Annotated in this window: 13 protein-coding genes; 4 read left to right on the forward strand and 9 right to left on the reverse strand. The window is 66.5% G+C overall.

What is annotated here, in order from left to right:
* Positions 1–66 precede the first annotated feature (66 nt).
* Both ICN82_RS05430 and ICN82_RS05435 read left to right on the forward strand, forming a co-directional pair.
* Positions 67–1,896, forward strand: coding sequence for an ABC-F family ATP-binding cassette domain-containing protein (locus tag ICN82_RS05430; protein WP_193180513.1), 1,830 nt, complete (start codon positions 67–69; stop codon positions 1,894–1,896).
* 122 nt (positions 1,897–2,018) lie between these two features.
* Positions 2,019–2,306, forward strand: a complete 288-nt coding sequence (locus ICN82_RS05435) for a hypothetical protein (RefSeq protein WP_193180515.1) — start codon at positions 2,019–2,021, stop codon at positions 2,304–2,306.
* Here ICN82_RS05435 and ICN82_RS05440 read toward each other — a convergent pair.
* The 7 genes from ICN82_RS05440 to gyrA form a co-directional block, all read right to left on the reverse strand.
* On the reverse strand, positions 2,270–2,884 hold the full coding sequence (locus ICN82_RS05440; RefSeq protein ID WP_193180517.1) for a TetR/AcrR family transcriptional regulator: 615 nt from the start codon (positions 2,882–2,884) through the stop codon (positions 2,270–2,272). The two genes, ICN82_RS05435 and ICN82_RS05440, sit on opposite strands and share 37 nt — an antisense overlap.
* Positions 2,877–3,755, reverse strand: coding sequence for a polyphosphate kinase 2 (gene ppk2, locus ICN82_RS05445; protein WP_193180519.1), 879 nt, complete (start codon positions 3,753–3,755; stop codon positions 2,877–2,879). Before ppk2 ends, ICN82_RS05440 begins: the two co-directional genes overlap by 8 nt.
* Before the next feature lie 42 nt (positions 3,756–3,797).
* Positions 3,798–4,724: a homoserine O-acetyltransferase MetA gene (gene metA / locus ICN82_RS05450; protein ID WP_193180521.1), complete on the reverse strand. Its 927-nt coding sequence runs from the start codon at positions 4,722–4,724 to the stop codon at positions 3,798–3,800.
* Between the two features lie 40 nt (positions 4,725–4,764).
* The gene (locus tag ICN82_RS05455) at positions 4,765–5,628 is read right to left on the reverse strand and encodes an ATPase (protein ID WP_193180523.1); all 864 of its coding nucleotides are present in this window, start codon (positions 5,626–5,628) and stop codon (positions 4,765–4,767) included.
* Between the two features lie 115 nt (positions 5,629–5,743).
* Positions 5,744–6,778: a glycosyltransferase family 2 protein gene (locus tag ICN82_RS05460; protein ID WP_193180525.1), complete on the reverse strand. Its 1,035-nt coding sequence runs from the start codon at positions 6,776–6,778 to the stop codon at positions 5,744–5,746.
* Positions 6,779–6,927: 149 nt separating this feature from the next.
* The gene (locus tag ICN82_RS05465) at positions 6,928–8,064 is read right to left on the reverse strand and encodes an OmpP1/FadL family transporter (RefSeq protein WP_193180527.1); all 1,137 of its coding nucleotides are present in this window, start codon (positions 8,062–8,064) and stop codon (positions 6,928–6,930) included.
* 338 nt (positions 8,065–8,402) lie between these two features.
* On the reverse strand, positions 8,403–11,141 hold the full coding sequence (gene gyrA / locus ICN82_RS05470) for a DNA gyrase subunit A (protein WP_193180529.1): 2,739 nt from the start codon (positions 11,139–11,141) through the stop codon (positions 8,403–8,405).
* A gap of 188 nt (positions 11,142–11,329) precedes the next feature.
* On the opposite strand from gyrA, the gene ICN82_RS05475 reads away from it, so the two are divergent.
* Together ICN82_RS05475 and coaD are read left to right on the forward strand one after the other, a co-directional pair.
* A complete protein-coding gene (locus ICN82_RS05475) occupies positions 11,330–11,599 on the forward strand; it encodes an usg protein (RefSeq protein ID WP_193180532.1) in 270 nt (89 codons plus the stop codon).
* 137 nt (positions 11,600–11,736) lie between these two features.
* Positions 11,737–12,237, forward strand: a complete 501-nt coding sequence (coaD, locus tag ICN82_RS05480; protein WP_193180534.1) for a pantetheine-phosphate adenylyltransferase — start codon at positions 11,737–11,739, stop codon at positions 12,235–12,237.
* Between the two features lie 34 nt (positions 12,238–12,271).
* On the opposite strand, the gene ICN82_RS05485 is transcribed toward coaD, so the two are convergent.
* Both ICN82_RS05485 and gap read right to left on the reverse strand, forming a co-directional pair.
* Positions 12,272–12,436, reverse strand: a complete 165-nt coding sequence (locus tag ICN82_RS05485) for a DUF1127 domain-containing protein (protein ID WP_193180537.1) — start codon at positions 12,434–12,436, stop codon at positions 12,272–12,274.
* 278 nt (positions 12,437–12,714) lie between these two features.
* The gene (gap, locus tag ICN82_RS05490) at positions 12,715–13,716 is read right to left on the reverse strand and encodes a type I glyceraldehyde-3-phosphate dehydrogenase (RefSeq protein ID WP_193180545.1); all 1,002 of its coding nucleotides are present in this window, start codon (positions 13,714–13,716) and stop codon (positions 12,715–12,717) included.
* Between the last annotated feature and the right edge of the window lie 123 nt (positions 13,717–13,839).

Below are 13,839 nucleotides of genomic sequence, written 5' to 3' on the forward strand. Positions count from 1 at the left end.
GGCCGCGGCGGGGCGCGGGCGCGCGAGGGCCTTGACGCCGGGCGCAGCGCGTCATAGCTCGCCGCCATGGCGCGCGCACCCCTTCTCCAGTTATCCGGCATCTCCCTCACCTTCGGCGGCAATCCCGTCTTCGACGGGCTCGACCTTGTCGTCCAGCAGGGCGACCGCGTCGCGCTGGTCGGGCGCAACGGCTCGGGCAAGTCCACCCTGCTGAAGGTTATGGCCGGGCTGATCGAGCCGGACCAGGGCGCACGGGTCCTCAGCCCCGGCACCTCCGTGGGCTACATGGATCAGGATCCGGACCTGTCGGGCTTTGCCACGCTGGGCGATTACGCGGCCCGCGACCTGGATCCGGCGGAAAGCTACAAGGTCGAGATGGTCGCGGAAGGCCTGAAATTCGACCCGGCCATGCCGGTGGGCACGGCCTCGGGCGGGCAGAGGCGGCGCGCGGCGCTGGCCAAGCTGCTGGCCGAGGCGCCCGAGCTGATGCTGATCGACGAGCCGACCAACCACCTGGATATCGAGGCGATCGCCTGGCTGGAGAAGACCCTGGCCGAGACGCGGGCGGGCTATGTGCTGATCTCCCACGACCGGGCCTTCCTCAACGCGCTGACCCGTGCGACGCTGTGGATCGATCGCGGGTCGGTGCGGCGTGCCGAGCAGGGATTCGCGAAATTCGAGGAATGGCGCGACAAGATCTGGGCCGACGAGGACGAGGCCCGCCACAAGCTGGACCGCAAGATCAAGGCCGAGGCCCGCTGGGCGGTGGAGGGCATCTCAGCGCGGCGCAAGCGCAACCAGGGCCGCGTGCGCGCGTTGCAGGGGCTGCGCGAGGAACGCGCCAGCCAGATCCGGCGCCAGGGCACGGCCGCGCTGAGCCTTGCCGAGGGGCCGCAATCGGGCAAGCGGGTGATCGAGGCGAAGGGGCTGACCAAAAGCTTCGGCGACAAGCCCATCGTGAGGGATTTCGACCTGCGCGTGCTGCGCGGCGACCGCGTGGCCATGGTCGGCCCGAACGGCGTGGGCAAGACGACGCTGCTGAAGATCTTGACCGGCGAGATCGCCCCGGATGAAGGCAGCGTGCAGCTGGGCACCAACCTGGAGATCGCGGTCTTCGACCAGAATCGCGCGCAGCTGGACCCGGAGGCGACGCTCTGGGACAGCCTGACCAACGATCCGCAGATGTCGGTCTCGGGCCGGTCCGACCAGGTGATGGTGCGCGGCCAGGCCAAGCATGTGGTCGCCTATCTGAAGGATTTCCTCTTCGACGAGGCGCAGGCGCGCGCCCCGGTCAAGTCGCTCTCGGGCGGCGAGAAGGCGCGGCTCCTGCTGGCGCGGATCATGGCGCGGGAATCGAACCTGCTGGTGCTGGACGAACCGACCAACGACCTGGACGTGGAGACGCTGGACCTGCTGCAGGACGTGCTGGGCGAGTATGACGGGACGGTGATCCTGGTCAGCCATGACCGCGATTTCCTCGACCGCGTGGCCAGCACGACCATCGCCATGGAGGGCAATGCCCGCGTCACCGCCTATCCGGGCGGCTGGAGCGACTACCAGGCGCAGAAAGACCCCGCGCCGTCCGAAGACGCGGGAAGGCCCAGGACGGAAAAGCCGGTACAGGCTGCCGCCGCCGCGCCGGGGCCCGCGCCGAAACCGGCGGCAAAGCCGCGGCTGAGCTTCACCGAGAAGCACCGGCTGGAGGAGCTGCCCGCCACGATCGCGCGGCTGGAGGCGGAGATCGCCAAGCTGGAGCAGCTGCTGGCCGATCCCGATCTGTTCACCCGCGAGCCGGTCAAGTTCCGCAAGGCGACCGAGGCGCTGGTGGCCCGGCAGGAGGCGCTGTCCTCGGCCGAGGAGGAATGGCTGGAACTCGAGGAGAAGGCCGGCGGCTGAGGGAATCCTCCCGCCGGTAACCGCTCTGCCTCTTTTCCTGCCGGATGCGGTCGGGCTTCACCCCGGATTAATCCTGCCAACCATAGGCTTCGCCCGTGGGAATGACAGGAAGGTGGTGCCAGGTGAGACCCGGACCGGATGACCATGGCAGGGATGACCTGCTTTGCGCAGAAGTCGCGGAGCTGACCCTTGATCTGCGCAACTTCTCCTATGCCCTGAGCGATGTCTTTGCCGATGCCAGGGTGCCGGACCGGCCGGAGATGGCGGCGGCGATCCTGGCGCTGAAGGCGCGCTCGGAGGGTCTCGCCGATCGGCTGGATCGCGCGGCGCGGGAAACGGGGCCGCTGGCCGCTGCCTCGCGGCTGCAATCCGCTCAATCCGGCGCGATCAGGCCCAGTCCGCGCAGGTAGATGCCGATCCCGGCCTCCAGCAGTTCCTCCGCCGCGAAGGGCGAGCGGCGCCCGGGCGCGCCGCGGGCATAAAGCTCGACCACGCCGTGGCTCATCGCCCAGATATGGGCGCTGAACATCGCGGCAGGGGGGCGTTTGCCGGGCGGGATGCGTTCGCTGAGCTTTTCGGCGGCGCGTTCCAGAACGCCGCGGGCCCGTGCCGCCGCAACGGCCAGCTCGGGGCTGCGATTGACCGAGATGCCGCTTTCGAACATGGCGACGTAATGGCCCGGATACTTGCCGGCAAAGGCCAGATAGGCCCGTCCCGTCGCCTCGAAGGCGGCGACCGCGGTGGGCCGTCCCTCGTCGAAGGCGTAGTCCATCAGGTCGGCGAAGATCTCGTAGCCCTGGCGCGCCGCCTCGGCGATGAGATCCTCGCGCCCCTGGAAATGCCGGTAGACCGCGGCCGGCGTGACGCCCGCGGCCTTGGCGGCCTCGGAAAGCGTGAAGCCGGTGGGGCCCTTCTCGGCAATCAGGACCAGCGCCGCCTCGACCAGCGCCTGGCGGAGGTTGCCGTGATGGTAGCCGCGCTTAGGCATGGAAGAGGTCGGGACCTCCGCAGATCTGCGGATCGGGGGCGCAGGCAACCTCTTCGTCGCGCCCGGCATAGGGGATCTGGTGCAGGACGCTGCGGATCGCGGCGATGCGGGCCCGTCTCTTGTCGTCGGACCGGATCACCGTCCAGGGCGCGGCAACGGTATGGGTCGCATCGAAGGTCTCGCGGATCGCCTCGCCGTAATCGTCCCATTTCTTCAGCCCGTCCACGTCCACCTGGCTGAGCTTCCATTGCTTCAGGGGATCCTGCTCGCGGGCGAGGAAGCGGCGCAGCTGTTCCGCGCGGCTGACCGTGAGCCACAGCTTGACCAGGTGGATCCCGTCCTCGATCAGCGCGGTCTCGAAATTCGGGCAGAGCCGGAAGAAGCGGGCGCGTTCCTCGGTCGAACAGAATCCGAAGACCTTCTCGACCACGCCGCGATTGTACCAGGAGCGGTCGAAGAGCGTGATCTCGCCGGCCGCGGGCAGGTGCGGCATGTAGCGCTGCAGGTAGAACTGGCTCTGCTCGCGCGGGCTGGGGGCGGAGAGGGCCACGACCCGGGCAACGCGGGGGTTCATGTTCTCGCGGAACCGCTTGATCGTGCCGCCCTTGCCGGCCGCGTCGCGTCCCTCGAACAGCACGACGACGCGCAGCCCCTCGCGCTGGACATGGGTCTGGAACTTGGCCAGCTCGATCTGCAGCCGGTACAGCTCCTTTTCGTAAAGCTTGGCCTCCATCCGTTCGGGATAGGGATAGGCCTCGCCCAGGATATCGTCCTTGGAGGCGCCGGCGATCGCCTCGCGGATCTCCGCGGGGGCGTCGCTTTCGTAGAATCGGCTGATCTCGCCGCCGAAGGGCAGGGTTTTCTTGCTCATGGCATCACCTTGCCCGAGCCGCCGCCGCGACGCCAGCCCGTGTCACGTCTGCGGGGTTCCGATCCTGGAGAGATCGAATTGCGTGGTCTGGTAGATCTCGTTGATCCAGTTGCCGTAGAGCAGATGCGCATGGCTGCGCCAGCGGTTCAGGGGGGCGCGTGACGGGTCGTCATCGGGATAGTAGTTGCCGGGCACGTTGATCGGCGTGCCCGTGGCGACATCGCGGTCGTATTCGTGCTTCAGCGTGTCGCTGTCATACTCGAAATGGTTGAAGATATAGAGCGCGCGATGGCCCGGATCCTCCACCAGGCAGGGGCCGGTCTCGTCGCTGCCCAGCAGGATGCGCAGGCCCGGCACGGCCTCGATCTCGGCCTGCCGCATCTCGGTCCAGCGGCTGACGGGGATCACGAAATCATCCGAGAAGCCGCGCAGATAGGGCGAGGCGGGGGCGAGGTTGCGATGGCGGAAACAGCCGAAGGCCTTCTGCGGCAGGATGTGTTTCTGCACGCCGTGCAGCGCGTAGATCATCGCCATGCCGCCCCAGCAGACGCCGAAGGTCGAATGCACGTTGGTCTGGGTCCAGGCGAAGACCTCGCGCAGCTCGTCCCAGTAGGTGACCTGGTCGAAATCCAGGTGCTCGATCGGGGCGCCGGTGATGATCAGCCCGTCGAACTTCTCGTGCTTCACCTCCTGGAAGGGGCGGTAGAAGGTCTCCATGTGCTCGGCGGCAGTGTGGCGCGACTGGTGTTCGGTCATGCGGATCAGCTGGAAGTCGATCTGCAGCGGCGTCGCCCCGATCAGCCGCGCGAATTGCGTCTCGGTCGTGATCTTCTTGGGCATCAGGTTCAGCAGGCCGATCCTCAGCGGCCGGATGTCCTGATGCGCGGCGCGGGTGTCCGACATGACCATGACGCCCTCGCGGTCCAGCACGGAATATGCGGGCAGCTCGGCGGGCAGGGTGATGGGCATTGTCGGTCTCCGGATGGGTCAGGCGTCGGATGTAGCCGTCTCAGCCCCGCGCCTCAAGGGCCCGGGCGATGAGGTCGTTAAAACCGGCCTCGTCGCGGACCTCGGCCACGTCGCGCGCCTGCACCGTGACCCCCCAGTTTTCCGCCATCGCCTTGTAGCGCGGGCGGCGATGGGCGAGGGCGCGGGCATACATCCAGCGGATGAAGGCGTCGGGATCGACCCCGGTCTCGTCCAGGCGGTGTTCCCGCAGGTACTCGGCCCAATGCGTCCGCAGGAAACCGGGTTCGTAATACATCGGCTTGGGCGCGCGGTCGAAGCGGGCCACCAGCGCGTCGCGATGTTCGGCCGTGTCCTCGATCCAGACCATCAGCGCGGTCTGCGACAGGGCGGTCAGGACCGGATCGGCCGGATCCTGCGGATCGACCACCTCGCAGATCGACCCGCCGCTGTCGCAGACGAAATTGCCGTATCCGTAGAGATCCTTCGCGCGGCGCACGAAATGGGCCGTGTCCAGCAGCGCCGAGATCTCGGCCGTGCGATGCTGTTGCTGGCGCAGCATGTATTCCTCGAAGGGCAGTCCGCCCCGGGCCGGATCGCCGGGCTTGCCCAGATAGGTCGAGAGCGGCGCGAGATTGTCGAAGGTGATGTTGGAGGCGATGTAGATCGAGTCCGAGCGCAGCAATTCGGCCAGGAAGGGATTGCGCATCGCCTCGCGCTTGAAGTTGTCGACGATATGCTCGCCCATGTAGCGCGTGCCGATGCGGTAATCGACCGAGTAGTGGAACCAGTCGCCGGCCGCGCGCAGCGTGTTGGACAGATGGGTCTTGCCCAGCCCCGACATGCCGAAGAGCAACACGCGCTTCTCGGTCGTCGCGCGCCAGTCCTGTGCGGTGGGAAGCGTCATGGGAACCCCGTCCTGCTATCGTCTACGGCGTCCGCCTAGCAGCGCGCGGGGGCGGGGTTCAATGGCCATTTCGCCGCCGCGCGAGGGCACCGGGCGCCCCCGGGGGGCGCCGGGGTCAGGCGGCGTGCGCCGCGCGTGCCATCACGTCCAGCCCGACCGGATGCCATTTCCGGCCGAAGACGCGCATCTCCGGGTCGGTCTGCGGGCAGGGGCCGGGAAGCCCGGTCTCCAGCAGCATCGACCGGTCCACCGCCACCAGCAACCCGTGTTCCTCCAGGCGGATCAGCATCTCGGTCCGGGTGGTGGTGAATTCGTCGAAGACTTCGCGCATGCCGTCCTCGCCCTTCGCCTCCAGCTGGCGTTCGAGCATGTCGAAGATCTTCTGCTTGCGCAGATCGCCGAAGGGGCGGTAGCCGCCGTGATACATCCGGTAGCGGGCCTTGACGGCAAAGGTTTCGCGGTCGCGGTTGGGGCAATGGGCCAGCATCAGCCGCCGCATCAGCCGCGGCTTCAGCTTCTCGCCGCCATTCACCCGCGCGCGATGCACGCCGAAGACCAGGTCGGGCACCCCGGTCCGCACGATGACCTTGCCGTCGATATGGCTGAGAAACCCGGTGGGAACATCCTCCCAGAACCGGGGAAAGGCCCGCTGGTGCAGTCCGCGCTCCTGTTCGGTCAGTCCGACGCGCCCGCGGAAATAGGTCACCGGCAGGCGCGGATCCAGCGGCAGCAGCAATTCCCAGGGTTCCGCCCGGACCGACAGCACCTCCTGCGGCAGGTTGCGCAGCAGCCGTTTCAGCGGCACTTCGCTGAACAGGAACTCGTCGATGTCGATATGGGCCAGCCATCCCTGGCCGCAGCGCTGATAGGCATCGGTCGCGTTCTGGTCCTGGCGGTGCTGGAACCGCTCGGGCCGGGTCTTCCAGGAGGTCGCGGCCCAATAGGCGTCGTCGCAGCGGATGACCGTCACCCGCGGATCCGGCCCGCGGGCGCCGGGGAAGTCGTGATCGGGCCGGTCGAGATAGATGAAGACATGCGACGCGCCCGCCGCAAGGTGGAAATCGATGAAGGCGTGGATTTCGGGGCTGGGATTGATCGTCGTGCTGACGGTCGCCCAGCTGGCCGGCGCGGAAGGGGACTGGGAGGACATGGGGCGCTCGGAAAAAGGAAGAAACAGAAGGGAAACTTCCATGGATGCGCCGAGGATGCAAGCGCTTAGCCGGTCCTGCTGCCTCCTGACGCGCGGCCGCCCGCCGCCGCCGGTTCCGGGCGGCCCGCGGGCCGCCCCGGCGGGGCGGATCAGAAGCGGTAGCCCACCTTCACCCCCAGCGAGACCGCCTCGTTCCCGGAGAAATCGGCCCGCGCGACATCGGCGGTCTGCGCCTTGGCATCGCCCAGCCACGTATAGCGCAGCCCCGCCGAGATATCGACCGCGCCGATCGTGTACTTGCCGCCCAGCCGCAGCGCCTGGCTGCCATGGGTGGGGGCCAGCGGCGAGACCATGTCGTCGCCATCGACATCGTCGTAGATATAGGCCAGCGAGGCCGAGAAGGCCTCGGTGAAGCGGTGGCCCAGGCCGATCGTGTAGGTGATGCTGTCATCGAGCGAGACCAGCCCCGTGCCGGTCAGCGCGGTGAACTGCTCGGGCTCCACCTTGAACTGCGAATGATCGACCCAGCGGATCTGCCCGAAGGCCAGCCAGTCGGGCGCGATGCCGGTCTGCAGGTCCAGGTTAAGCGCGCGGGGCGTCTTGACCTTGGTCTTGCCGGATGTGCCCAGGCTGGTGCCGCCAAGCGTCTCGCGCGTGTCGAATTCATGCTCGATTTCCGAGAAATATGTGACCGCCACCAGCAGCGCGATATCGGGCCGTTCATAGGCGCCGCCCAGCAGGTAGCCATAGCCCTCGTCGCTGTCGAGCTTGACCTCGTAGCCCGAGACCGCGCCATAGCCCAGCCCCGACAGGCCGATCGATCCGTCCGCCGTCTGCCGCCTGATCCCGCCATGCAGGCTGAAACGGTCATCGATGCGATAGCGCCCGATCAGCGACAGCGTGTAGCTGTCCGCTTCGGCGAAGGTGCCGCCCAGCATGGAGCCCGCCGCTTCGTTGTAATCGACATCGACGCCGAAATCCTCGCCCCCCATGAAGATCAGCGAGATGCGTTCGTTCAGGTCGTATTTCAGCCCGAAGCGCAGCAGGTCGAAATCGGCTGCCACATCGTCATAGCCTTGGCCGCTGTTATATCCGAAGAAGGGCAGGCCCTGCGGTTGCGCGACATCGCGGCCGCTGACATCGGGCCAGGTGCGGGCGAAGCCCAGCTCGACGTAATTGCCCTGCTCGAACAGAAGCCCGACCTCCTGGCCGGATCTGTCGATGCCGCCCGCCTGCGCGGCCGCCGCGGCGCCCAGCCAGGCGAAACCGGTGATGATTGCCTTCATGTGATCCTCCCTCCCGGCCGGATTGCTGTTGGTTTTTCGGCGGCCGGACCCCTTATCGGTGCGCCATGAGGACGCGCAGGTCAATTCCGTGATCCGCTTCCGGACCTCCTCGGACACCGCCGTGACGCAACGTTTCCGCGGCGGCGGTCGGTCCGGCCGGGATCATGATGCCGCAAGGGCAGGCCGGGCGTCGATGCCGTTCCCGGCGGGGGGCGGCGGAAAGCCGGGGGGATGGGCAGGAAGGACACAGCCGCCCCGGCAGGCGGGACGGCTGTCTTCGGCCCGGGCAGGGCCTCGATGGGATGTCAGGCGGGGCGGCCGCGACCGCCCGCCGGATATCATTCCTCGGCGCCGCCCTCGGGATCGGCCTCTGTCTCGCCCTGATCGGCGATCCAGGCGACAGAGACGACCTCCTCGCCCTCGGCGGTGTTGAAGACCCGCACGCCGCCCGCCGCGCGCGAGCGGAAGGAAATCCCCGCCACGGGGCAGCGGATCGACTGGCCGTTGGAGGTGGCCAGCATGATCTGGTCGTCCAGCATCACCGGGAAGCTGGTGACCAGCCGCCCGCCGCGCATGGCCTTGTCCATCGCCGCCACGCCCTGGCCGCCGCGGCCGCGCACCGGGTAGTCATGCGAGGAGCTCAGCTTGCCGAAGCCGCGCGCGGTGATCGTCAGGATCAGATCCTCCGCCGCCGACATTTCCGCATAGCGGTCCTGCGGCAGGGCGACATCGGCCACGGCCTCCTCGTCCTCGGTCTCGGCCTCCTCGGTCATCCCCTCGACGGCGCGGCGCATCTTGAGATAGGCGGCGCGTTCCTCGGAGCTGGCCTCGAAATGGCGGATCACCGACATGGCGACGACGCTTGCATCGCCGGGCAGCTTGATGCCGCGCACGCCGGTGGACTTGCGCCCCTTGAACACCCGCACCTCGGTCACCGGGAAGCGGATCGCACGGCCCAGGTCGGTGAACAGCATCACGTCATCCTCCTCGGAACAGATGCGTGCATTGACCAGTTTGACGCCCTCGGGCAGGTCCATCGCGATCTTGCCGTTGCGCATCACGTTGGTGAAATCGCCAAGCGCGTTGCGCCGCACGTCGCCCTCGGAAGTGGCAAAGACGATATGCAGTTCGTTCCACTGCTCCTCGGGCCGGTCGACGGGCATGATCGCCGCGACGCCGACGCCCGGGTTGATCGGCAGGATGTTGACGATCGGCTTGCCGCGCGCCGAGCGGCCGCCCTGGGGCAGGCGCCAGGTCTTCAGCTTGTAGACCATGCCGTCGGTGGTGAAGACCAGAAGAGGCGTATGGGTATTGGCCACGAAAAGCGTGGTGACCACGTCCTCGTCCTTCATGGACATCCCCGACAGGCCCTTGCCGCCGCGGCGCTGCGCGCGGTAATCGGCCAGCGGCGTGCGCTTGGCATAGCCGGTCTGGGTGATGGTGACGACCATGTCCTCGCGCTCGATGAGGTCCTCGTCCTCCATGTCGCCGGACCATTCGGTGATCTCGGTGCGGCGCGGCACGGCGAAGGCGGCGCGCACCTCGCGCAGCTCGTCGGAGATGATCGACATGATCCGCTCGCGCGAGCGCAGGATATCCAGGTATTCGCGGATCTTGCGGGCCAGCTCTTCCAGCTCGTCGGTGACTTCCTTGACGCCGATCTGGGTCAGCCGCTGCAGGCGCAGGTCGAGGATCGCGCGGGCCTGGGTTTCCGACAGGTTGTAGGTCCCGTCCTCGTTCATCAGATGGGTCGGATCGTCGATCAGGCGGATATAGCCCGCGATCTCGTGGGCGGGCCAGCGGCGGGTCATCAGCGCCTCGCGCGCCTCGGCCGGGTCCGCGGATTGCCGGATGGTCTGCACCACCTCGTCGACATTCGACACGGCAACGGCCAGGCCGCACAGGACATGGCTGCGCTCGCGCGCCTTGCGCAGTTCATAGGCGGTGCGCCGCGCCACGACCTCTTCGCGGAAGGAGATGAAGGAGCTGAGGAACTTGCGCAGGGTCAGCTGTTCGGGGCGGCCGCCGTTCAGCGCCAGCATGTTGCAGCCGAAGGAGGTCTGCATCGGCGTGAAGCGCCACAGCTGGTTGAGCACCACGTCCGGCGTCGCGTCGCGCTTCAGCTCGATCACCACGCGCACGCCGATCCGGTCGGATTCGTCCTGCACATGGGCGATGCCCTCGATCCGCTTCTCGCGCACCAGATCGGCGATCTTCTCGATCATCGCCGCCTTGTTCACCTGATAGGGGATCTCGTCCAGCACGATGGCATAGCGGTCCTTGCGGATCTCCTCGATCCGGGTCTTGGCACGGATGATGACCGAGCCGCGGCCCTCCAGATAGGCCTTGCGCGCGCCGGACCGGCCCAGGATGATGCCGCCCGTCGGGAAATCGGGGCCGGGCACGTATTCCATCAGGTCGGCGCTGTCGAGATCGGGATTCTCGATCAGCGCCAGCGTGGCATCGACCACCTCGCCCAGGTTGTGCGGCGGAATGTTGGTGGCCATGCCGACCGCGATGCCGCCGGCGCCATTGACCAGCATGTTGGGGAAACGGGCGGGCAGAACGGAGGGTTCGCGGTCCTTGCCGTCATAGTTGTCCTGGAAATCGACGGTCTCCTTCTCGATATCCTCGAGAAGCGCCATCGCCGATTTCTGCATCCTGACTTCGGTATAGCGCATGGCCGCCGCGCTGTCGCCATCCATGGAGCCGAAATTGCCCTGGCCATCCAGCAGGGGCAGCGACATGGAAAACGGCTGCGCCATCCGCACCAGCGCGTCGTAGATCGCCGCGTCGCCATGCGGGTGGTATTTCCCCATCACGTCGCCGACCGGGCGCGCGGATTTGCGATAGGGTTTCTCGTGGCTGTTGCCGGTTTCGAACATTGCATAGAGAATGCGCCGATGCACCGGCTTCAGCCCGTCGCGCAGATCGGGGATCGCGCGGCTGACGATCACGCTCATCGCATAGTCGAGATAGCTCGACTTCATTTCCTCCGCAATCGAAACGGCCGGACCCTCGTAGCGAGGCGCCGGATTTTCGTCTTTGTCGTCAGGGGTTTCCGGGGTGTCGCTCATTTCTGCCTGCTTGCTTGTGACTGAGGGGTCCAGCTGTGACGACGGGTATAACAGAGGGGCGGACAAGCCTGCAATCACGCAGTCGCGGCTGTGTCATCATCCATTCATGGAGAGTGACAACAGTTTGTTTTCGTTGACCTTTAATTCGACTCGGGCAGCATGGAAGGGCATGAACCACGAGGTCGAGAATGGCAGCAAGCGAAACCGAACTGATGCTGAAGGGCTACGGGCTGACAACCGCCGAGATGCTGTACCGGATGCCGGATTACCGCAGCGTGCTGAACAGCTTCGTCTGGCAGGATTACGATCTGGCCCCGGACTATCCGCGATTGTTCAAGTTCATCGAATTCTGGCAGGGCGAGATCGAGGGCCCGCTTCATTCGGTCCGCTTCACCCATCGCAAGATGATCGCGCCCGGCGAGTGGCGCAACGTGGTGGGCGAATTCCGCTATCACTGACCGCGGGCGGCCCGCCCGGGTGGCGCCGCGCCAACGGTTCCGAAACAAAATTGCGCGCGGCTTGCCAACATTCTTGAATCCGCGGCGGTTTTGGGGTGGTCTGCCCGCCAATCACTGGCGACGAGGGACCGCCCAATATGCGTACTGGTTTGTATCCGGGCACGTTCGACCCGCTTACCATGGGTCACGTGGACATCATCAAGCGCGGCTGCAAGCTGGTCGATCACCTGGTGATCGGCGTGGCGATCAATCGCGACAAGGGCCCGCTCTTCTCGCTGGAGGAGCGGGTCGCGATGATCGAGGCCGAGACGGAGATGCTGTCCGAGGGCAGCAATTGCCGCATCACGGTGCATCCGTTCGAGAACCTGCTGATCCATTGCGCCGAGGATGTGGGGGCGAACGTGATCCTGCGCGGGCTGCGCGCCGTGGCGGATTTCGAGTACGAATACCAGATGGTCGGCATGAACCGCGCGCTGAGCCACGAGATCGACACCGTCTTCCTCATGGCCGAGGCCCAGCATCAGGCCATCGCGTCGAAGCTGGTCAAGGAAATCGCCCGGCTGGGCGGCGACATCTCGAAATTCGTCACCCCCGCCGTGCAGGCGGCGCTGATGGACCGGGTGGCCGAGCGCCGCTAGGCGGACGGTCCGGCCGGGCCGGACCGGTGCCGTCTCAGTAGCCGTAGACCGAGCGATGCGCGACGGCGCGGAAATCGGCGCGGCTCAGCCCCAGATCGGCGGCTTCGCGGTCGGAGAGCAGGTTCAGTTCGCTCAGCGTGCGGCGGAAACGCCCGCGCTGTTCGAAACGGCTTTTCCAGGTGTTCACGATCTTCGTCATTTTCGGCCTCGTCGGATGGGTCTGTCTGCGGTGTTGACCCATAGATAGGCGATGGCGCTAGCGGCAAAAACCGCCAAACGGGCAGTCCCGCCATGCGTGCGCCGCAATGCAGCGTAAATTATTCTTTCACCAGTGCATGGGGTTGCGGGGCGTGATTGCAGCTGGTGCATGGCAGCCCTGCTGCAACCGTATCGTGGGGGATGGGGCAGGCACGGGGCATGAAAAAACCGCGCAGCGGGGGCTGCGCGGTTTCGCATCTTTCGTCGGGGGGCAGGCGCTCAGAGCGTCTTGCCGATCTCCGCCGCGGTATCGACCATGCGGTTGGAGAAGCCCCATTCATTGTCGTACCAGCTGAGGATCCGCACCATGTTGCCGTCCAGAACCTTGGTCTGATCGGCCGCGAAGGTGGAGGAATGCGGGTCGTGGTTGAAATCCATCGACACCATCGGACCGTCCGCATAGCCTAGGACGCCCTTCAGCGGGCCCTCGGCCGCGGCCTTGATCAGCGCGTTGACCTCCTCGGCGGTGGTGTCGCGGGCGGCCTCGAAGGTCAGGTCGACGCAGGACACGTTCGGGGTCGGCACGCGGATCGCGACGCCGTCGAGCTTGCCCGCCAGTTCCGGCATCACGAGGCCGATGGCACGGGCGGCGCCGGTCGAGGTCGGGATCATGTTCATCGCCGCGGCGCGGGCGCGGTACAGATCCTTGTGCATCGTGTCCAGCGTCGGCTGGTCGCCGGTATAGCTGTGGATCGTCGTCATGAAGCCGCGGGTGATGCCGATGCCTTCATGCAGGACCTTGGTGACCGGCGCGAGGCAGTTGGTGGTGCAGGACCCGTTGGAGATCACCTTCTGCTCGGCGGTGATCGTTTTGTCGTTCACGCCGAAGACGACCGTGTTGTCGGCGCCCGAGGCAGGGGCCGAGACCAGCACGCGCGCCGAGCCGTTTTCCAGGTGCAGCGCGGCCTTCTCGCGGGCGGTGAAGATGCCGGTGCATTCCATCGCGATATCGACATTGGACCAGGGCAGTTTCGCGGGATCGCGTTCCGCGGTGACCTTGATCTTTCCCTTGCCGACATCGATCCAGTCCTCGCCGGTCGTGACCTCGCCCTTGAAGCGGCCATGGACACTGTCATAGCGGAACAGATGGGCGTTGGTCTCCACCGGGCCCAGATCGTTGATGGCGACGACCTCGATATCGGTGCGCCCGCTTTCGATGATTGCGCGCAGGACGTTGCGGCCGATGCGGCCAAAACCGTTGATTGCGACCTGAATGGCCATTGATGCCTCCCTTTCATGGTGCAGGGGTCGGCGTTAGCCCTAACAGGTCTGTCGATGCCGTCAACAGGAAGCTGGTGGCGCTAACAGGGGTAAAAGGACGCAACCGCCCCGGCCGGTGCGGTG

Source organism: Mangrovicoccus algicola, from assembly GCF_014903745.1.
Classification (GTDB): domain Bacteria; phylum Pseudomonadota; class Alphaproteobacteria; order Rhodobacterales; family Rhodobacteraceae; genus Mangrovicoccus; species Mangrovicoccus algicola.

What these genes read in the sequence shown, in the direction of transcription:
- ICN82_RS05475 (WP_193180532.1), top strand. Translation starts at nt 11,330, where the DNA reads ATGGCAGCAAGCGAAACCGAACTGATGCTGAAGGGCTACGGGCTGACA.
- ICN82_RS05485 (WP_193180537.1), bottom strand. Translation starts at nt 12,436, where the DNA reads ATGACGAAGATCGTGAACACCTGGAAAAGCCGTTTCGAACAGCGCGGG.
- ICN82_RS05465 (WP_193180527.1), bottom strand. Translation starts at nt 8,064, where the DNA reads ATGAAGGCAATCATCACCGGTTTCGCCTGGCTGGGCGCCGCGGCGGCC.
- gyrA (WP_193180529.1), bottom strand. Translation starts at nt 11,141, where the DNA reads ATGAGCGACACCCCGGAAACCCCTGACGACAAAGACGAAAATCCGGCG.
- coaD (WP_193180534.1), top strand. Translation starts at nt 11,737, where the DNA reads ATGCGTACTGGTTTGTATCCGGGCACGTTCGACCCGCTTACCATGGGT.
- ICN82_RS05455 (WP_193180523.1), bottom strand. Translation starts at nt 5,628, where the DNA reads ATGACGCTTCCCACCGCACAGGACTGGCGCGCGACGACCGAGAAGCGC.
- ICN82_RS05440 (WP_193180517.1), bottom strand. Translation starts at nt 2,884, where the DNA reads ATGCCTAAGCGCGGCTACCATCACGGCAACCTCCGCCAGGCGCTGGTC.
- gap (WP_193180545.1), bottom strand. Translation starts at nt 13,716, where the DNA reads ATGGCCATTCAGGTCGCAATCAACGGTTTTGGCCGCATCGGCCGCAAC.
- ICN82_RS05460 (WP_193180525.1), bottom strand. Translation starts at nt 6,778, where the DNA reads ATGTCCTCCCAGTCCCCTTCCGCGCCGGCCAGCTGGGCGACCGTCAGC.
- ICN82_RS05430 (WP_193180513.1), top strand. Translation starts at nt 67, where the DNA reads ATGGCGCGCGCACCCCTTCTCCAGTTATCCGGCATCTCCCTCACCTTC.
- metA (WP_193180521.1), bottom strand. Translation starts at nt 4,724, where the DNA reads ATGCCCATCACCCTGCCCGCCGAGCTGCCCGCATATTCCGTGCTGGAC.
- ppk2 (WP_193180519.1), bottom strand. Translation starts at nt 3,755, where the DNA reads ATGAGCAAGAAAACCCTGCCCTTCGGCGGCGAGATCAGCCGATTCTAC.